Origin of the sequence: Acidovorax sp. Root219 (assembly GCF_001428665.1) — a bacterium.
Classification (GTDB): domain Bacteria; phylum Pseudomonadota; class Gammaproteobacteria; order Burkholderiales; family Burkholderiaceae_C; genus Acidovorax.
In genome coordinates, this window is record NZ_LMIJ01000007.1 from 135,159 (window position 1) to 152,634 (window position 17,476).

18 protein-coding genes are annotated in these 17,476 nt (G+C 67.1%); 9 read left to right on the plus strand and 9 right to left on the minus strand.

Annotated features, from left to right (window positions below; translation table 11 throughout):
• Window positions 1-97 precede the first annotated feature (97 nt).
• The 5 genes from gltX to folC form a co-directional block, all read right to left on the minus strand.
• Window positions 98-1,522 (minus strand): glutamate--tRNA ligase, encoded by a 1,425-nt coding sequence (gltX, locus tag ASE28_RS06995; protein ID WP_057265780.1) that lies wholly within the window; start codon window positions 1,520-1,522, stop codon window positions 98-100.
• Window positions 1,523-1,737: 215 nt separating this feature from the next.
• Window positions 1,738-3,243 (minus strand): amidophosphoribosyltransferase, encoded by a 1,506-nt coding sequence (gene purF / locus ASE28_RS07000; protein WP_057265782.1) that lies wholly within the window; start codon window positions 3,241-3,243, stop codon window positions 1,738-1,740.
• A 72-nt stretch (window positions 3,244-3,315) separates the two neighbouring features.
• On the minus strand, window positions 3,316-3,804 hold the full coding sequence (locus ASE28_RS07005) for a CvpA family protein (protein ID WP_057203839.1): 489 nt from the start codon (window positions 3,802-3,804) through the stop codon (window positions 3,316-3,318).
• A gap of 23 nt (window positions 3,805-3,827) precedes the next feature.
• Window positions 3,828-4,727 (minus strand): SPOR domain-containing protein, encoded by a 900-nt coding sequence (locus ASE28_RS07010; protein ID WP_057265784.1) that lies wholly within the window; start codon window positions 4,725-4,727, stop codon window positions 3,828-3,830.
• Between the two features lie 24 nt (window positions 4,728-4,751).
• The gene (gene folC, locus ASE28_RS07015; RefSeq protein WP_057265786.1) at window positions 4,752-6,080 is read right to left on the minus strand and encodes a bifunctional tetrahydrofolate synthase/dihydrofolate synthase; all 1,329 of its coding nucleotides are present in this window, start codon (window positions 6,078-6,080) and stop codon (window positions 4,752-4,754) included.
• Between the two features lie 57 nt (window positions 6,081-6,137).
• Between folC and ASE28_RS07020 the strand changes: the two genes are divergently transcribed.
• From ASE28_RS07020 to argG, 4 genes are all read left to right on the plus strand, one after another.
• Window positions 6,138-6,527 carry an arsenate reductase gene (locus tag ASE28_RS07020; RefSeq protein ID WP_057265788.1) on the plus strand — a complete coding sequence of 130 codons (390 nt, stop codon included), beginning with the start codon at window positions 6,138-6,140 and terminating at the stop codon, window positions 6,525-6,527.
• 146 nt (window positions 6,528-6,673) lie between these two features.
• The gene (locus ASE28_RS07025; RefSeq protein ID WP_057265790.1) at window positions 6,674-7,297 is read left to right on the plus strand and encodes a glycine zipper 2TM domain-containing protein; all 624 of its coding nucleotides are present in this window, start codon (window positions 6,674-6,676) and stop codon (window positions 7,295-7,297) included.
• 212 nt (window positions 7,298-7,509) lie between these two features.
• Window positions 7,510-7,827 carry a pyrimidine/purine nucleoside phosphorylase gene (locus ASE28_RS07030; RefSeq protein ID WP_057203602.1) on the plus strand — a complete coding sequence of 106 codons (318 nt, stop codon included), beginning with the start codon at window positions 7,510-7,512 and terminating at the stop codon, window positions 7,825-7,827.
• Between the two features lie 23 nt (window positions 7,828-7,850).
• Window positions 7,851-9,191 carry an argininosuccinate synthase gene (gene argG, locus ASE28_RS07035; protein WP_057265792.1) on the plus strand — a complete coding sequence of 447 codons (1,341 nt, stop codon included), beginning with the start codon at window positions 7,851-7,853 and terminating at the stop codon, window positions 9,189-9,191.
• A gap of 71 nt (window positions 9,192-9,262) precedes the next feature.
• Here argG and murB read toward each other — a convergent pair whose 3' ends face one another.
• On the minus strand, window positions 9,263-10,336 hold the full coding sequence (murB, locus tag ASE28_RS07040) for a UDP-N-acetylmuramate dehydrogenase (protein ID WP_057265794.1): 1,074 nt from the start codon (window positions 10,334-10,336) through the stop codon (window positions 9,263-9,265).
• Window positions 10,337-10,409: 73 nt separating this feature from the next.
• Between murB and ASE28_RS07045 the strand changes: the two genes are divergently transcribed.
• From ASE28_RS07045 to ASE28_RS07055, 3 genes are read left to right on the plus strand one after another with little or no spacing between them, the layout of a single operon-like run.
• Window positions 10,410-10,895: a YajQ family cyclic di-GMP-binding protein gene (locus tag ASE28_RS07045; protein WP_008906652.1), complete on the plus strand. Its 486-nt coding sequence runs from the start codon at window positions 10,410-10,412 to the stop codon at window positions 10,893-10,895.
• A 25-nt stretch (window positions 10,896-10,920) separates the two neighbouring features.
• The gene (locus tag ASE28_RS07050) at window positions 10,921-11,574 is read left to right on the plus strand and encodes a TIGR02281 family clan AA aspartic protease (RefSeq protein ID WP_057265796.1); all 654 of its coding nucleotides are present in this window, start codon (window positions 10,921-10,923) and stop codon (window positions 11,572-11,574) included.
• Between the two features lie 26 nt (window positions 11,575-11,600).
• Window positions 11,601-12,635 carry an HD-GYP domain-containing protein gene (locus tag ASE28_RS07055; protein WP_057203606.1) on the plus strand — a complete coding sequence of 345 codons (1,035 nt, stop codon included), beginning with the start codon at window positions 11,601-11,603 and terminating at the stop codon, window positions 12,633-12,635.
• A 50-nt stretch (window positions 12,636-12,685) separates the two neighbouring features.
• On the opposite strand, the gene plsY is transcribed toward ASE28_RS07055, so the two are convergent.
• The 3 genes from plsY to ASE28_RS07070 are packed head-to-tail and all read right to left on the minus strand — an operon-like array spanning window position 12,686 to window position 14,843.
• The gene (gene plsY, locus ASE28_RS07060) at window positions 12,686-13,339 is read right to left on the minus strand and encodes a glycerol-3-phosphate 1-O-acyltransferase PlsY (protein WP_057203607.1); all 654 of its coding nucleotides are present in this window, start codon (window positions 13,337-13,339) and stop codon (window positions 12,686-12,688) included.
• 48 nt (window positions 13,340-13,387) lie between these two features.
• Window positions 13,388-13,879, minus strand: a complete 492-nt coding sequence (locus tag ASE28_RS07065) for an aminoacyl-tRNA deacylase (RefSeq protein WP_057265799.1) — start codon at window positions 13,877-13,879, stop codon at window positions 13,388-13,390.
• Between the two features lie 25 nt (window positions 13,880-13,904).
• The gene (locus ASE28_RS07070) at window positions 13,905-14,843 is read right to left on the minus strand and encodes a LysR family transcriptional regulator (RefSeq protein WP_057265801.1); all 939 of its coding nucleotides are present in this window, start codon (window positions 14,841-14,843) and stop codon (window positions 13,905-13,907) included.
• 167 nt (window positions 14,844-15,010) lie between these two features.
• On the opposite strand from ASE28_RS07070, the gene ASE28_RS07075 reads away from it, so the two are divergent.
• Both ASE28_RS07075 and ASE28_RS07080 read left to right on the plus strand, forming a co-directional pair.
• Complete coding sequence (locus tag ASE28_RS07075) at window positions 15,011-16,003, plus strand: tripartite tricarboxylate transporter substrate binding protein (RefSeq protein WP_057265803.1); 993 nt, start codon at window positions 15,011-15,013, stop codon at window positions 16,001-16,003.
• A gap of 22 nt (window positions 16,004-16,025) precedes the next feature.
• Window positions 16,026-17,459 (plus strand): M20 family metallopeptidase, encoded by a 1,434-nt coding sequence (locus tag ASE28_RS07080; protein WP_057265805.1) that lies wholly within the window; start codon window positions 16,026-16,028, stop codon window positions 17,457-17,459.
• The last annotated feature ends 17 nt before the right edge of the window (window positions 17,460-17,476 follow it).

Genomic DNA, 17,476 nt, shown 5'->3' on the forward strand with positions numbered 1-17,476 from the left:
TTGAAGTGGCCGAAAATCTCTTTTCAACCACCCTTTTCAGACTTCATTCACACTGTGTATGTCGTCATCATCAGAGCCTTGAATTATAGACAGGTTTTTAGCGGTTTTGCAAACGAACGCCAACTTTTTCGCGTCCAACCAATTCCAGCACCGCATCGACCGACGGAGTATGCGCCGTTCCGACCGTCAGCACACGCACGGGCATGGCCAGTTGGGGCATCTTCAGGCCCTGTGCAGCCAGCACCTGCTTGAAGGCGGCGCTGATCGCGGCCTTGTTCCACTCGCAAGTGGCCAGTGCTGCAGCCAACGCATCGATGGCGGGGGCGATGGCCTCGGTCACATGCTGGGTGCGCTCGGCTTCGTTGGGGGTCACGTCGCCATAGAACACCTGGGCCCAGTCGGCCAGGGCCACCGTGGTGTCGCAGCGGTCCTTGAACAGTGCGCAGATGCGGGGCAGGCGGCCATCGGCCAGCTCGGCCGCGGCCACACCGCGCTTTTGCAGCAGGGCCGACACCAGGGCGGCCAGGGCCTCGTCGTCCATGGCCTTGAGGTGCTGGGCGTTCACCCAGCGCAGCTTGGCCTCGTCGAACTGGGCGGCGCTGCGGCCCAGGTGGTCGAGGTTGAACCATTCCAGAAACTGCTGGCGGCTGAAGATCTCGTCGTCGCCGTGGCTCCAGCCCAGGCGGGCCAGGTAGTTGACCATGGCGTCGGGCAGGTAGCCTTCGTCGCGGTACTGGGTGACGGGCTTGGCGCCGTTGCGCTTGCTCATCTTCTCGCCCTGCTCGTTCAGGACGGTGGGCAGGTGGGCATAGACCGGCGGCTCCTTGCCCAGCGCGCGGAAGATGTTGATCTGGCGCGGTGTGTTGTTCACATGGTCGTCGCCACGGATCACATGGGTGATGGCCATGTCGATATCGTCCACCACCACGCAGAAGTTGTAGGTGGGCGTACCGTCGGGGCGCGCGATCACCAGGTCGTCGAGCTCATCGTTGCTGATCTCGATGCGGCCCTTGACCTTGTCGTCCCAGGCGACCACGCCGCCCTGCGGGTTCTTGAAGCGCAGCACGGGCTGCACGCCTTCGGGGATGGCCGGCAAGGTCTTGCCGGGCTCGGGGCGCCAGGTGCCGTCGTAGCGCGGCTTTTCCTTGGCGGCCATCTGCGCCTCGCGCAGGGCGTCGAGCTCGGCGATGCCCATGTAGCAGGGGTACACGAGGCCGGTGGCCTTGAGGTCTTCGAGCACCGCGCGGTAGCGGTCCATGCGCTGCATCTGGTAGAACGGCCCCTCATCGGGCTGCATGCTCAGCCATTCCATGCTTTCCAGGATCACGTCCACCGCAATCTGGCTGGAGCGCTCCACGTCCGTGTCTTCGATGCGCAGGATGAAGTCGCCGCCCATGGCGCGCGCGAAGGCCCAGGGGTACAGGGCCGAACGGATGTTGCCCAGGTGGATGAAGCCCGTGGGCGATGGCGCAAAGCGCGTGCGCACGCGGCCGGTGGCGAGGGTGTTGTTCTGGTCGGTCATAGGTCTTGCTGTGTGGACCGCCCTGCCCTGCCGCGGTAAAGGCAGGCACGAGGGCGGCGGTCAATGCCGGTAATGATAAGTGCCGCGCCACAGGCTCCGGGGTTGCGCCCCGGTTCCGCGCTCCTCAAACGGCATGGGCGCCCCGTTTGATCGGTGCGCCCACGAATGGCTGCCAAGCAGGGATGCAGCCTCGCCCGAGGCTGCATTCAGCGCGCTCAGGCGTCTTGAGCGTTGGGGAGCGCCAGGCGCGAAGTGTCTTCCTCGTTCTCTTCCACACCCACGCGGCCTTCGTTCAGGCGCGCGATGTCTTCGGCGGTGATGTCGCCCGTCACATAGGTGCCGTCGAAGCACGATGCGTCGAAACCGACGATGGCCTTGTTGAGCGAGCCGATGGCGCGCTTCATGCCGTCCACGTCCTGGTAGATCAGGGCGTCGCAGCCGATGACCTGGCGGATCTCTTCCACCGTGCGGCCATGGGCCACCAGCTCGCTGCTGGTGGGCATGTCGATGCCGTACACGTTGGGGTAGCGCACTGGCGGCGCGGCGCTGGCCAGGTAGACGTTGCGGGCACCGGCGTCGCGCGCCATCTGCACGATCTCGCGAGAGGTGGTGCCGCGCACGATGGAATCGTCCACCAGCAGCACGTTGCGGCCCTTGAACTCGCTGGCGATCACGTTGAGCTTCTGGCGCACGGACTTCTTGCGCACGCCCTGTCCCGGCATTATGAAGGTGCGGCCCACGTAGCGGTTCTTCACGAAACCCTCGCGGTACGGCACGCCCAGCAGGTGCGCCAGTTGCGTGGCGCTGGGGCGACTCGATTCGGGGATCGGGATGATCACATCGATCTCGTTGGGTGGCACGGTGGAGACCACGCGCTTGGCCAGGGCCTCGCCCAGGTTCAGGCGGGCCTGGTAGACCGAGATGCCGTCGAGCACCGAATCGGGGCGTGCCAGGTACACGAACTCGAAGATGCAGGGGTTGAGCTGCGGGTTCTCGGCGCACTGGGCCGAATGCACGGTGCCGTCGAGCGTGATGAACACGGCCTCGCCGGGTTCGACATTGCGCTCGAACACGTGCGATGTGCCTTCCAGCGCCACCGATTCGCTGCCCACCATGACGTTGCCGTCCGCACTGCGGCCGATGGCCAGCGGGCGGATGCCATGCGGGTCGCGGAAGGCCAGCAGGCCGTGGCCGGCGATCATGGCGATCACGGCATACGAGCCCTTGATGCGCTTGTGCACGGCACGCACGGCGTCGAACACATTTTCGGGCCGCAGCGGTACGCCTGCGGTGGCGCGCTCGAGTTCGTGCGCGAACACGTTGAGCAGCACTTCCGAGTCGCTGTCGGTGTTGGTGTGGCGGTGGTCGGTCTGGAACAGCTCCGTGCGCAGCGTTTGGGCATTGGTCAGGTTGCCGTTGTGCACCAGCACCAGGCCGAAAGGCGCGTTCACGTAGAAGGGCTGTGCCTCTTCTTCGCTGTACGCGTTGCCGGCGGTAGGGTAGCGCACCTGGCCCAGGCCCACACTGCCGGGCAAGGCCCGCATGTTGCGCGTGCGGAACACGTCGCGCACCATGCCCTTGGCCTTGTGCATGAAGAACTTGCGGCCCTGCTGGGTCACGATGCCGGCGGCATCCTGGCCCCGGTGCTGCAGCAGCAGCAACGCGTCATAGATCAACTGATTGACGGGCGCGGTACTGACGACGCCGACGATTCCACACATAGTTCGTTTCCATCCGTTTGCGGGAACATCCCCGCTGCAAACCCACGACAACCGCTTCTGGCCGTTGCCGCCTCACGAAGGCAAGTGCCTTGTAAATTCTTCCGGAAGCGCCGGTTTCAACCCTTCGAGCACCTGGGTCAATACCGGTGCACCCCGCGATTCCTGCCACCACGCAGCCTCGTGCAGGGGCGTGAGCCCCGCCACCACGGCCACGGCCAGCAGCAGCACCATGCCCCGCAGCACCCCGAAGGCCGCACCCAGCGTGCGGTCCACCGGGCGCAGGCCGATGGACTCCACCAGCTTCTTGACCAGCCACGCCACGAATCCGCACGCAAACACCGCACCGATGAACACCAGGGCAAAGCCCGCCGCATAGCGCAGGCCCGCAGCCGATTCGCCCATGGGCAGCAAGGCCGCCATATCGTCGGCCAGCCACTGCGCCACAAAAAACGCCACCACCCATCCCACCAGGGACAGCACTTCATACACCAGGCCACGCCAGGCCCCCATCAGCATGGAGGCCAGGAGCACGGCCACGAAAACCCAGTCCAGCGCGGCCATCACCGGCGCAGCCTGCTCCGGCATCAGAGCGTCAGCACCGACGCCGACAGTTCCAGCGCGCGGATCTTGCCTGCCGCCTTGTCCGCATCGGCGCGGTTGTTGAAGGGGCCCACGCGCACCCGGGTGCGCTTGCCGTCCTTGGTATCCACCACCTGCACAAAGGTCTTGAGGCCGGAGCGCTCCACCTTGGTGCGCGCCTCGCGGGCCTTGTCCGCGTCGGCGAACGCGCCCACCTGCACGATGAAACGGGCATCCTCGGAGCTGGCCGAAGCCACGGCGGCAGCGGCCGGTGCAGCGGTGCGGCCCTCCAGCAGGGCACGGGCGCGGGCGGCTTCGTCGTTGGCGCGGGCAGGTGGCGCCGCAGGCGTGGGGGCCGGGGCGGGCGCTGCAGCCACAGGCCTGGGCTCCGGCTTCGGCTCGGGCTTGTGCTCGGGTTTGGGGGCCGGCTCGGGCTTGGGCGCGGCGGCCACCACCGGCGGCTTGGGCACCATCGCGGGCTTGGGGCTGGCGATGATCTCCTCGCCCTCGCTCAGGCCATTGCCTGCGCTGGCCTGGCCCACCGCAGCGCGGTTGCCGGAGGGCGTGGCCGGCGCCGCTTGGCGTGCCACGGCCGCAGAGGCTGGCGCAGGCGATGGGGCCTGCGCGGCAGCGGGTGCGGGCACCACCACGGGCGCGGTCTTGTTGCGGTCGGGGATCTCGATGGGAATGTCCACCGCAATGGGGCGCGGCTGGGTGTCGAACAGCAGCGGAAACCCCACCACCCCCAGGGCCACCAGCACCGCCGCACCAATGAGGCGGTGGCGCGCACGCCGGCGCATCGCTTCGATGCTTTCGGCGGGGGGCGCTGCGCGCGAGCGCTTGGCCGGCTTGTCGGCCGGTGCGGGTTCACTCTGACCGGGCCACCGAAACTTGAAAAATGCCATGGAGTTGAGACTCGTGCGGGGTGCTTACGCGCCCAGATGTTTGGCGTGCAGGCGGGGGGTGCCGTTGATCAATACCCCGCCCACCGTGTAGAACGAGCCAAAGACCACGATTCTATCAGCGGGCCCTGCCGCCGCCACGGCGGCCTGCAGTGCCTGCATGGGGTCTTGGTGCACGCTGGTGGCCACCTCGCGGCGCCCGCCGGCCACCATCTGCAGGGCGTTCCACTTCTGCTGCACCGCCGCCCCCGTCTCGGCCCGCGCCGTGGGCAGGCTGGTGAAGTACCAGCGGTCCACCAGCGGGCCCACCTTGGCCAGCATGGTGGCCAGGTCTTTGTCCGCCATGGCGCCGAACACGGCGTGCGTGGTGGGGAAGAAGCCCATCGCATCCAGGTTGGCCGTGAGGGCCGCCACCGAATGCGGGTTGTGCGCCACGTCCAGCACCAGCGTGGGCTCGCCCGGCACGATCTGGAAGCGCCCGGGCAGCTCCACCATGGCCATGCCGGTGCGCACGGCCTGGGCCGTGACGGGAATGCGGTCGCGCAGCGCCTCGAAGGCGGCCAGCACGCCGGCGGCATTCACCAGTTGGTTGGCGCCGCGCAACGAGGGGTAGGCCAGGCCTGCGTAGCGGCGCCCGCGCCCGGCCCAACTCCACTGCTGCTTGTCGCCCGAGACATTGAAGTCGCGGCCCGAGCGCCACAGGTCGGCGCCGATCTCGGTGGCATGGTCCACCACGCTCTGCGGGGCCATGGGGTCGCTCACGATCACCGGGCGGCCGGTGCGCATGATGCCGGCCTTCTCGCGACCGATGCTTTCGCGGTCCTTGCCCAGAAATTCGGTATGGTCGATGTCGATGCTGGTGATGATGGCGCAGTCGGCGTCGATGATGTTGGTGGCGTCGAGCCGCCCGCCCAGGCCCACCTCCAGGATCGCCAGGTCCAGGCGCGCCTGGCTCATGAGCCGCAGGATGGCCAGCGTGCTGAACTCGAAGTAGGTCAGCGAGATGGCCTCGCCGCCCTGCACCCGGGCGGCCTCCACCGCCGCGAAGTGCGGCACCAGGTCGGCGGCGGCCACGATCTCGCCATGCACGCGGCAGCGCTCTTCGAAATGCACCAGGTGCGGCGAGGTGTAGACCCCCGTGCGGTAGCCCGATTGCAGGCCCACGGCCTCCAGCATGGCGCAGGTGGATCCCTTGCCATTGGTGCCCGCCACGGTGATCACCGGGCAGTCGAAGCGCAGCGCCATGCGGCGGGCCACTTCGCTGACCCGGTCCAGGCCCATGTCGATGTTGTGGGGGTGCAGCTGCTCGCAGTGCTGCAGCCAGCCTTCCAGGGTGTCGATATTATTGGTGTGCATACAGCCCGCGATTGTCGCCGAGCCCACGGTCACACACATCCTCAAGCCCTATTTCCCATGACAACTGCACCCACTATCACCGTCTACGGCATTCCCAACTGCGATACCGTCAAGAAGTCGCGCACCTGGTTCACCGACCAGGGCCTGGCCCACGTGTTCCACGATTTCAAGAAGCAAGGCGTGCCGGCCGACCGCCTGCCCGGCTGGCTGGCAGCTGCGGGGCGTGACAAGCTCGTCAACCGCCAAGGCACCACCTGGCGCAAGCTCGACGCAGACACCCAGGCCGCCGTGACCGACGACGCCAGCGCCAGCGCCCTGCTGCAGGCCCAGCCCAGCGTGGTCAAACGCCCTGTGGTGGAGTGGGTGCAGGGCGGCACCACCCGTATTTCGGTCGGCTTTGTGCCCGAAACCTGGAACGAATGGGATTCAGCGGGCTCCAACAGCTGACATCGCAGAGATTGCGTGCACTGAAACCGGAGATATTGCACAAATCTTTACGCAGTTTTACGGCCTGCCCACCCGGTATTGACGGGTTGCGCCTAAACTTTTCAACAGTCTGGTGCGTTATGTACCGACCTGAAAGGAGTTTCTCCATGAAAAAGATCGTCATTTTTTCCGCCATGGCAGCCATTGCCTCCCTGGCCGCGGCCCAGGAACAGGGCCGCGTGCTCTCAACCACCCCCATCGTCCAGCAGGTGGCCGTGCCCCAGCAGGTATGCAACAACGAAACCGTGTACAGCGGCAACCGCACCACGGGTGGCGGCGCAGTGATTGGCGCCATTGCCGGCGGTGCCGTCGGCAACCAGATCGGCAAGGGCAGTGGCCGCGCGGCGGCTACGGCACTGGGCCTGATCGGTGGTGCCGTGCTGGGCAACAACATCGAGGGCGGCCAGCCGCAGTACGAGAACGTGCAGCGCTGCCAGAACCAGACCTACTACGAGAACCGCACCGTGGGCTACAACGTGACCTACGAATACGCAGGCCGCCAGTACACCACCCGCACCCAGTACGACCCGGGCCGCTGGATCCCCGTGAGCGTGCAGCCGGGCCAGACCTACTCCACGGAGCCCTCGTACCAGCAGGGCTACGCCCAGCCCGGCGTGGTCACCTCAACCTACCCGGCACCGCCCCCCACCTATGTGACGCCCCCGGTCACGGTGATCGAGTACGGCTACGACCGCTCGTACCACCACCCGCGCAATCCCTACTGGCGCTAAAAACCGCTGAGTTCGGGCGGGCAGCCCAGGCAGCCGGCGGTATGAACACGCTGCCGGCCCAGTGACCATTGCCGTTGACGGCTGCCCTCCCCTGGCGTCCAGTCCTCCAAAGAGCCCTTCGGGGCTCTTTTTTTTGCCCTGCGCCGTATCGAAAGCTTCCATGCGGCATGGTGGCCTAAAATCAGGGGTTTCCCTCTAACCAACGCGCATCCATGACCACCGAAAAAATCGACGGCGTGTCCGTCACCACCCAGGCCAATGTGTACTTCGACGGCAAGTGCGTGAGCCACAACATCACCTTCCCCGATGGCACGAAGAAGTCGGTGGGCGTGGTGCTGCCCGCCTCGCTGACCTTCAACACCGGCGCGCCCGAGATCATGGAATGCGTGGGCGGCGAGTGCGAATACAAGCTCGACGGCACTGACGCCTGGGTCAAGTCCGCCGCAGGCGAGAAGTTCAGCGTGCCCGGCAACTCCAAGTTCGAGATCCGCGTCGCCAGCGCCTACCACTACATCTGCCACTTCGGCTGAGCCGCCAGAAAGCACTGAACGACATGGCCACCATCCTCCAGAACCTGCCCCTCAACGAGAAGGTCGGCATCGCCTTCTCCGGCGGCCTCGACACCAGCGCCGCGCTGCGCTGGATGAAGAACAAGGGCGCCGTGCCCTACGCCTACACAGCCAACCTGGGCCAGCCCGACGAGCCCGACTACGACGCCATCCCCGCCAAGGCCATGGAATACGGCGCCGAAAAGGCCCGCCTGGTGGACTGCCGCACGCAGCTGGCGCACGAGGGCATTGCCGCCCTTCAGGCCGGCGCCTTCCACATCAGCACCGCCGGTGTCACCTACTTCAACACCACGCCGCTGGGCCGTGCCGTCACCGGCACCATGCTGGTGGCCGCCATGAAGGAAGACGACGTCCACATCTGGGGCGATGGCTCGACCTTCAAGGGCAATGACATCGAGCGCTTTTACCGCTACGGCCTGCTGACCAACCCCTCGCTCAAGATCTACAAGCCCTGGCTGGACCAGCTGTTCATCGACGAGCTCGGTGGCCGTGCCGAGATGTCGGCCTTCATGACCAAGGAAGGTTTCGGCTACAAGATGAGCGCCGAGAAGGCCTACAGCACCGATAGCAACATGCTGGGTGCCACGCACGAAGCCAAGGACCTGGAGTTCCTGAACAGCGGCATCCGCATCGTGAACCCCATCATGGGCGTCGCGTTCTGGAAGGACGACGTGCAGGTCCAATCCGAGGAAGTCTCGGTGCGCTTCGAGGAAGGCCAGCCCGTGGCCCTGAACGGCGTGGAGTTCAGCGACCCCGTGGCCCTGATCCTGGAAGCCAACCGCATCGGCGGCCGCCATGGCCTGGGCATGAGCGACCAGATCGAGAACCGCATCATCGAGGCCAAGAGCCGCGGCATCTACGAGGCCCCGGGCCTGGCGCTGCTGCACATCGCCTACGAGCGCCTGGTGACGGGCATCCACAACGAGGACACGATCGAGCAGTACCGCCTGAACGGCCTCAAGCTCGGCCGTCTGCTCTACCAGGGCCGCTGGTTCGACCCCCAGGCCATCATGCTGCGCGACACGGCCCAGCGCTGGGTGGCCCGCGCCATCACCGGCACCGTGACGCTGGAACTGCGCCGCGGCAACGACTACTCGCTGCTGAACACCGAGTCGCCCAACCTGACCTACGCGCCCGAGCGCCTGAGCATGGAAAAGGTCGAAGACGCGCCGTTCTCGCCCGCCGACCGCATCGGCCAATTGACCATGCGCAACCTGGACATCATCGACACGCGTGCCAAGCTGGGCGTGTACGCGCGCAGCGGCCTGCTGTCGCTGGACGGCAATGCCGCATTGGCGCAGCTGAACAACGAGCGCGGCGAGTAACACCGCTCCCGCACCATTAAGAAAGCCACCCTCGGGTGGCTTTCTTGCATTGGGGGGCGAACAGAAGCGGCCTATACAACCACCGGCTCAGGCTCCAGCCGGATGCCAAAGCGCTCGTACACGCTGGTTTGGATGGCCTTGGCCAGGGTCATCACCTCGCCGCCGGTCACGCTGTGGGCACCGCGCCCGCGGTTGACCAGCACCAGGGCCTGCTTTTCGTACACGCCGGCCTTGCCGATGGACTTACCCTTCCAGCCGCAGGCATCGATGAGCCAGCCGGCGGCCAGCTTGATGCTGCCATCGGGCATGGGGTAGTGCACGATCTTGGGCTCGCGCGCGATGATGTCGGCGCACTGCTCGGGCGATACCGTGGGGTTCTTGAAGAAACTGCCGGCATTGCCCACCACGGCGGGGTCGGGCAGCTTGGCGCGGCGGATATCGCACACCCAGTCGAACATCTGCTGCGCCGTGGGATGGTCGATGCCAGCCTCGGCCCTGCGGCGCTCCAGCTCCACGTAGCCCAGCACCGGCTTCCAGGGGCGCGGCAGTCGGAACCGCACATGCGTGATCACCGCGCGCCCGGCCAGGCCCATGCCGCGCGGCAGGCCACCGGCCACCTCGGGTTGCGAAGGGGCGTGCTTGAACACCGAGTCGCGGTAGCCGAAGGCGCACTGTGCGGCGTTGAGCGTAAAGCGCTCGCCAGTGGCCAGGTCCATCGCGTCCAGCGACTCGAAGCGGTCCTGCAGTTCCACGCCATAGGCGCCGATGTTCTGCACTGGCGATGCCCCCACGGTGCCGGGGATCAGCGCCAGGTTTTCCAGGCCCGGATAGCCCTGCGCGAGGGTCCAGGCCACGCAGTCGTGCCAGACCTCGCCGGCACCGGCCTCGACGATGAAGGCCTTGGGGGTTTCCTCGACCAGGCGCAGGCCCTTGATCTCCATCTTGAGCACCACGGGGCGCACGTCACCGGTCAGAATGATGTTGCTGCCGCCGCCCAGCACAAAGACCGGGCTGCCAGACAGTTCTCTATCGGCCAGGAAGGCCGAAATATCATCGGCCGAGCGCACGCGCACCAGGGTTTGGGCGCGTGCCGCAATGCCGAAGGTGTTGAAGGGCTGCAAAGGGGCGTTTTTCTCGACTACCATTGACCCGATTGTCGCACCCGCGCATCCTGGCGCTGCGGCGAAAACCGTATTCCCGAGAGAGAGAACCACCACCATGCCATCTTTTGACACCGTCTGCGAAGCCAACCTGGTCGAAGTGAAGAACGCGGTCGAGAACACCGCCAAGGAAATCGGCACCCGTTTCGACTTCAAAGGCACGTCGGCCAGCATCGAGATCAAGGACAAGGACATCACGCTGATCGGCGATGCGGACTTCCAGCTCACCCAGATCGAAGACGTGCTGCGCAACAAGCTCACCAAGCGCAATGTGGACGTGCGCTTTCTGGACATGGGCGACGTGCAGAAAATGGGCGGCGACAAGGTCAAGCAGGTCATCAAAGTGCGCAACGGCATCGAAAGCGAGCTGGCCAAGAAGATCCAGAAGCTCATGAAGGAAAGCAAGCTCAAGGTGCAGGCCGCCATCCAGGAGGACAAGGTGCGCATCACCGGCGCCAAGCGCGACGACCTGCAGGCCGCCATGGCACTGATCCGCAAGGACGTGACCGACGTGCCCCTGTCGTTCGACAATTTCCGCGACTGAACGGACCTGAGCGGCCTCGACCTCCATGCAAGCCCTTCGCACTGCGATCTCCCTGGCCCTGGCGGCCGGCCTGGCCATTGCGCTGCCTGCGGTGGCCGCCGACCAGTCCATCGCCCTGGCCGGCGTGCTCGGCAGCAAGGCGCTGCTGGTGGTCGATGGCAGCGCACCGCGCGCCGTCGGACCGGGCGAGACGCACCAGGGCGTGAAGGTGCTGTCCGTGACGCGCGATGAGGCCACGGTGGAAGTCCAGGGCGCCCGCCGGATGCTGAGGCTGGGTGAGTCCCCCGTGGCGCTGGGTTCCAGCGGCAGCGGCAAGCGCATCGTGCTGATGGCCGACAGCCAGGGCCACTTCGTCAACACCGGCACCATCAACGGCAAGCAGATGAAGTACATGGTGGACACCGGCGCGTCCGTGGTGGCCATCGGCAGGCCCGACGCGGAGCGCATGGGCATCCCGTTCCAGCAAGGCCAGGCTGTATTCATGAGCACTGCCAATGGCATGGCCCAGGGCTGGCGTGTGCGACTCGACTCCATGCGTCTGGGCGACGTGGAAGTGCTGGGCGTGGACGCAGTCATCATGCCCGAGGGCATGCCCTTCGTGCTGCTGGGCAACAGCTTTCTGACGCAGTTCCAGATGACCCGCACCAACGACCAGATGGTGCTGGAAAAGCGCCACTGAGCAGGCGCGGCCCCACCAACCCCGCCATGAACGCCACCCCCCACCTGCCCAGCAACAGCAGCCCCCATGAGGGCGAGTACGAGGACTTGCTCGGCCTGTGGTCGGACCTGGAGTCGGCCCTGTCAGTGCTGCTGTCCAAGCCGCTGCAGGTGCAGGATTTTCCGGGCAAGGTGCGCAGTTTCGACCTGTGGCTGCAGGACCTGGTGGCGCACGACATCGATGCGGCGCTGTACCTGATGTTTCAGTTGGCGTCCACCTCGTCGGTGGGCTACAGCGCAGCGCACGCGCTGGTCTGCGGCACCTTGTGCCACATCATGGCGCAGGACCTGCGCCTGGTGCAGAGCGAACGCGACAGCCTGGTGCGCGCCGCGCTCACCATGAACATCGGCATGACCGCGCTGCAGGACGAACTGGCCGAACAGCGCGAGCGCCCCAGCAACGTGCAGCAGGAAGCCATCCGCAGCCACCCTGAGGAGAGCCAGGCCCTGCTGGAGCGTTTGTTCGTGAACGACCCGCTGTGGCTCGAGGTCGTGGGCCAGCACCACACCAACATGGCCGACCAGGTTCCCCTGGCCCAGCAGAACCCCGAGGACCGCCTCACGCGCATCCTGGGCACCATCGACCGCTACGCGGCCATGATCAGCCCGCGCAAATCGCGCGCCGGGCGTAGCGCCACCGATTCGGTGCGCGCCATCGTGGGCCAGGAGGTGGACCAGCGCGACGAGGTCAGCTATACGCTGGTGCGCTCCATCGGCCTGTGCCCGCCCGGCACCTTTGTGCGGCTGGACAACGGCGAGGTGGCCATCGTGCTGCGCCGCAGCGAAAAGGCCAACTACCCGCTGGTGGCCAGCCTGCTCGACCCTGTGGGCCAGCAGCAGAACCTGCCCAACCTGTACCAGACGGCCAGCGGCAAGCCGCGCATCCAGTCGGCCGTGGCCCGCTCCGCGGTGAAGGTGGAGCTCAACCACCGCACCATGGTGCGCCTGGGCCTGTATGCGGCACAGCGCATCTCGAGCATGCGCTCGCTCATCACGGCACCCGCATCCCTCGGAACGCGCTGATTCATTGCAAGGCAGCCCACCGGGCTGCAGCCTTCGCGGTAGTGAAGGACTCAGCCCTTGGCGCCCTTGGCCTTGACCACCTTGCTGCTGCCCAGGCGCGATTCCTTGCCCTCCAGCAGGCGCTTGATGTTCTCCTTGTGGCGCCAGGCCAGCAGCAGGGCCATCACGGCCATGGCGGCCGCAATGCGCCCATCGGCATTCCAGACCACGCCATCGGCCAGCAGGTAGTACACCGGCGCGAACACCGCCGCCACCAGCGAAGCCAACGACGAATAGCGAAAGAAGAAGGCGATGATCACCCAGGTGACCGCCGTGGCCAGGCCCAGCCAGCCGCTCACGCCCAGCAGCACGCCCAGCGCCGTGGCCACGCCCTTGCCCCCTTCGAAACGGAAGAACACCGGCCACAGGTGGCCGAGGAAGGCCGCCAGCCCGACCAGCGCCATGGTGCCCTCTTCCATCCCGTAGGGCTTGCCGAACCAGACCACCAGGGCCACGGGCAGCCAGCCCTTCACGGCATCGAGCACCAGGGTGACGACGGCCGCCACCTTGCTGCCCGAGCGCAGCACGTTGGTGGCGCCGGGGTTCTTGCTGCCATAGGTGCGCGGGTCGCGCATGCCCATGGCGCGCGTCACGATCACGGCAAACGACAGCGAGCCGAGCAGGTAGGCGGCTATGGTGGCCAGAAGGGGGTACACGGCGGTCAAATCAGCTCCTTGGAATGGGGGTGCGCACGGCGGGCGTGCGCAGGCCCGCTATTCTGCCAGCGCGCAGTGCACGGTCTGCGCACCGAGCAGTTGCACGCAGACCTGCGGGTCGATCTGCACCAGGAAACCGCGCCGCCCGCCATTGATGGCGATGCGCGGCAGGTCAAGGATGCTGCCTTCGATGTACACCGGCATCTCGCGCCGCGTGCCAAAGGGCGAGGTGCCGCCCACCAGGTAGCCGCTGTGGCGGTTGGCGACCTCGGGGGCGCAGGGCTCGACCGACTTGGCGCCGATCTGGCGCGCCAGGTTCTTGGTGGAGACCTTGCGGTTGCCGTGCATCAGCACGATCAGGGGCTTGGCGCTCTGGTCCTGCATCACCAGGGTCTTGACCACGGTAAAGGGGTCGAGCCCCAGCACCTCGGCGCTGTGCAAGGCACCGCCGTGTTCCAGGTACTCGTAGGGGTGCTCGGTGAAGGCCACCTGGCGCGCCTTGAGCAACTGGGTGGCGGGGGTTTCGGAGACATGTTCTTTCTTGGCCATGGTGCACCGATGGTACCCGCCCGAATCAGGCAGAACGCCTGCGCCGCCCCACCTTGCGCTTGCCGTACTGTTCGATGGCGGCCACCAGCACCCCGGTGAATTCCTGCACCAGCGGCGGTTGCACGCGCCCATCGAGCGCCAGCACCTGCAGGCGGCGCTGCTGCAGCTGCACGTCCTCGAACGGGCGGGCTGCAAGCACACCCTCTTCGACCCAGCGCGCGGCCGTGAGGTAGCTGGCCAGCGCCACGTCACGCGGCCCCAGCAGCGGCAGCAGCGCCGACGAGAAGTTGCTCACCACGGCCGGCGTGTAGCGCAGGCCCTGCAGCGTGCACGAGAGGTCGAACAGCTGGCGCCCGGTGATGCCGGCCGTGCCCAGCAGCAGCGGGTAACGCACCACGTCGGCCACGCTCACCATGCGCTGCTGCGCCAGCGGATGGGCGACCACCGTGATGGCGAACACCGGGGCAATGGCCGAGTGCAGCACCGCAAGGCCCTTCTCGGGCGCCACGCTGTACTTGAGGGCCAGGTCCGCGTCGCCACGCGCCACCTGCGCCGAGACCTCCTCGGGCACGCCCACATGCAACTGCAGTTCGACCTCGGGGTGAGCACCGCGGAACGCCGCCATCACCAGTGGCATGAAGCCCGCCGCAAAGCCCTCCGTGCAGGCCAGCCGCACGCGCCGCGCCTCCTGCGCGGCCAGGCCCTGCAGCTGCTCCACCAACTGGGCCGACTCCTGCGCATGCGCGCCCGCATGCGCCAGCAGGCGCTCGCCCGCCGCCGTCAGGCGCATGCCGCGCGGCTGCCGCTCGAACAGCGACACACCCAGCGAATCCTCCAGCTTGCCCAGTTGGCGGCTCACGGCTGAAGCGGCCACATGCAGGCGCTGCGCGGCCTGGTTGACCGAGCCGGTGCGGGCCACTTCGAGGAAGTAGCGCAGGGGCAGGCTCAGCAGGGACAGGGACATGAGGCGCTCTTGTATTGCCTTCAAGGCAATGGTTAGTTGCTTATTCTCTATGAATAGCAATGGTAAACCAGCATCGATCTTGCGTGCATCGAGGCTCCAATCAACCGATAGCCACGCGGGTGCTGCGCCTTGCGCTGCAAAGCCCGGCGCCCTACTCTGGAGCTTCCATGAACCACCGCCTTCGAATCCCCCTGCTTCTTGCCGTGCTTGCCACCACGTTGACAGCGGCACATGCCCAAACCACCACTGCCGCCAAAGACCCTTGGCCCGAGCAGAGCGTGCGCCTGATCGTGCCCTTTCCGCCTGGCGGCGGCACCGATGCGGTGGCCCGCGCCCTGGGGCAGAAACTCGGCATCCGGTTGGGCACGCCCGTGGTGGTGGACAACAAGCCCGGTGCCTCGACCATCATCGGCACCGAGGCCGTTGTGCGTGCCAAGCCCGACGGCTACACCCTGCTGGTCTCGGGCTCCACCAGCTACTCGGTGAACCCCGCGCTGCGCAGCAAGCTGCCCTATGACCCTGCGACGGACCTGATCCCCGTGGCCACCGTGGCCCGCGCGCCGCTGGTGATGGTGGTCAGCGCCAGTGCGCCCTACAAGGACCTCAACGCCCTGATCGCAGCCGCCAAGGCCGCACCCAAGACCATCCACTACGCCACCTTCGGCTCCGGCTCAGGCCCGCACCTGGCGGGCGCGCTGCTGGAGCAGGCCGCTGGCATCCAGTTGCAGGACGTGCCCTATCGCGGCAGCAGCCAGTCGCTGATGGCGCTGATCGGCGGTGAAATCCAACTCGGCATCGACACCGTGGCCGCCGCTGCCCCGCAGATCCGCGCGGGCAAGCTGCGTGCCCTGGCGATTGCGGGCAAGAGCCGCTCCAGCATGCTGCCCGGCGTGCCCACGGTGGCCGAACTCCAGCTGCCCGACGCGGCGTTCGACGCCTGGTACGCCATCGCCGCGCCGGCACGCACGCCGCTGCCCATCATCCGCCGGCTGGTGACCGAGGTCGAGGCCGTCACGCGCGACCCCGCCATTCAGGAACAGATGCGAGCCCAGGGCATGGAGCCCGTGCACCTGGGGCCCGTGGCCACGCGTGCCGTGATCGACGACGAGATCGGGCGCTACCGCGCCCTGGCACACCGCGCCAAAATCATTGTGGAGTGATGACAGCATGACGACAACGACGATGAACCCATCCCGCGAACAACTGCTGGCCAGCGTCCAGCACCACTTCGACGGCGGCAGCTTCGAGGCCGACCTGCGCCGCCGCGTGGGCTGGCGCACCGAGAGCGACACCGGCCAGCCTGGCGCCCCCGCCCTGCGCCAGTACCTGACCGACGAGATCGTGCCCGGCCTCGAACCGCTGGGCTTTGCCTGCGAGGTGCTGGACAACCCCGACGCACGCGGTGGCCCGGTGCTGCTGGCGCGCCGCGTGGAGTCGCCCGATCTGCCCACGCTGCTCACCTACGGCCATGGCGACGTGGTCAACGGGCAGGACGCCAACTGGCGCGAAGGCCTGTCGCCCTGGGAACTGAAGATCGAAGGGGACCGCTGGTACGGCCGCGGCACGGCCGACAACAAGGGCCAGCACACGGTGGTGCTCGCGGCCCTGGCACAGACCATCGCCGCCCGCCAGGGGCGCCTGGGCTACAACGTGACCCTGCTCATGGAGATGGGCGAGGAGGCCGGCTCACCGGGCCTGGCGGCCTTCTGCCAGCAGCAGCGCGAGGCCCTCAGGGCCGATCTCTTCATCGCCAGCGACGGCCCGCGCGTGAACGCGGCCCGGCCCACGCTGTTTCTGGGCTCGCGAGGCGCCATCAATTTCTCGCTCAAGATGAGCAGCCGGCCCAAGGCCTACCATTCGGGCAACTGGGGCGGCGTGCTCTCCAACCCCGCCACGGTACTGGCCCATGCAGTGGCCAGCATGGTGGACGCCCGTGGCCGCATGCTCGTGCCCGGCCTGCTGCCCCCACCGCTGCCCGAGAAGCTGCGCACCGCCCTGAAAGACGTGGTGATCGGCGGCGGCGCCGACGACCCAGCCCTGACGCCGGGCTGGGGCGAACCGGGCCTGACCTCGGCCGAGCAGCTCGTGGGCTGGAACACGCTGGAGGTGCTGGCCCTGGGCGCAGGCTTGCCCGCGCGCCCCGTCAATGCGATTCCCTCCAGCGCCGTGGCGCACTGCCAGTTGCGCTTCGTGGTCGGCACGAACTGGAGAAACCTCAAGGACATCGTGCGCGCCCACCTGGACGCACACGGCTTTGCCGACGTGGAGATCGAACTCGGGATGCAGTGCGGCGCCACGCGCCTGGACCTGCACAACCCCTGGGTGGACTGGGCGTTGGCGTCCATGCAGACCAGCGCAGGCAGCCCGGCCACGCTGTTGCCCAACCTGGCGGGCTCTTTGCCCAACGACATCTTCGCGGACGACCTGGGATTGCCCACGCTGTGGGTGCCCCACTCGTACCCGGCCTGTGCCCAGCATGCGCCCAACGAGCACCTGCTGGCCAGCGTGGCCCGCGAAGGCCTGGCCGTGATGGCGGGCCTGTTCTGGGACCTGGGCGAGCCCGGTGGCGTGCCCTGGAAGGAAGGCGCGCTGACCGCCGAAACCACCGCACCTTGAAGGCATGGTGACGGCCG

Coding starts and splice junctions, on each gene's coding strand:
- gltX (WP_057265780.1), bottom strand. CDS start 1,522: ATGACCGACCAGAACAACACCCTCGCCACCGGCCGCGTGCGCACGCGC.
- purF (WP_057265782.1), bottom strand. CDS start 3,243: ATGTGTGGAATCGTCGGCGTCGTCAGTACCGCGCCCGTCAATCAGTTG.
- ASE28_RS07005 (WP_057203839.1), bottom strand. CDS start 3,804: ATGGCCGCGCTGGACTGGGTTTTCGTGGCCGTGCTCCTGGCCTCCATG.
- ASE28_RS07010 (WP_057265784.1), bottom strand. CDS start 4,727: ATGGCATTTTTCAAGTTTCGGTGGCCCGGTCAGAGTGAACCCGCACCG.
- folC (WP_057265786.1), bottom strand. CDS start 6,080: ATGCACACCAATAATATCGACACCCTGGAAGGCTGGCTGCAGCACTGC.
- ASE28_RS07020 (WP_057265788.1), top strand. CDS start 6,138: ATGACAACTGCACCCACTATCACCGTCTACGGCATTCCCAACTGCGAT.
- ASE28_RS07025 (WP_057265790.1), top strand. CDS start 6,674: ATGAAAAAGATCGTCATTTTTTCCGCCATGGCAGCCATTGCCTCCCTG.
- ASE28_RS07030 (WP_057203602.1), top strand. CDS start 7,510: ATGACCACCGAAAAAATCGACGGCGTGTCCGTCACCACCCAGGCCAAT.
- argG (WP_057265792.1), top strand. CDS start 7,851: ATGGCCACCATCCTCCAGAACCTGCCCCTCAACGAGAAGGTCGGCATC.
- murB (WP_057265794.1), bottom strand. CDS start 10,336: ATGGTAGTCGAGAAAAACGCCCCTTTGCAGCCCTTCAACACCTTCGGC.
- ASE28_RS07045 (WP_008906652.1), top strand. CDS start 10,410: ATGCCATCTTTTGACACCGTCTGCGAAGCCAACCTGGTCGAAGTGAAG.
- ASE28_RS07050 (WP_057265796.1), top strand. CDS start 10,921: ATGCAAGCCCTTCGCACTGCGATCTCCCTGGCCCTGGCGGCCGGCCTG.
- ASE28_RS07055 (WP_057203606.1), top strand. CDS start 11,601: ATGAACGCCACCCCCCACCTGCCCAGCAACAGCAGCCCCCATGAGGGC.
- ASE28_RS07065 (WP_057265799.1), bottom strand. CDS start 13,879: ATGGCCAAGAAAGAACATGTCTCCGAAACCCCCGCCACCCAGTTGCTC.
- ASE28_RS07070 (WP_057265801.1), bottom strand. CDS start 14,843: ATGTCCCTGTCCCTGCTGAGCCTGCCCCTGCGCTACTTCCTCGAAGTG.
- ASE28_RS07075 (WP_057265803.1), top strand. CDS start 15,011: ATGAACCACCGCCTTCGAATCCCCCTGCTTCTTGCCGTGCTTGCCACC.
- ASE28_RS07080 (WP_057265805.1), top strand. CDS start 16,026: ATGAACCCATCCCGCGAACAACTGCTGGCCAGCGTCCAGCACCACTTC.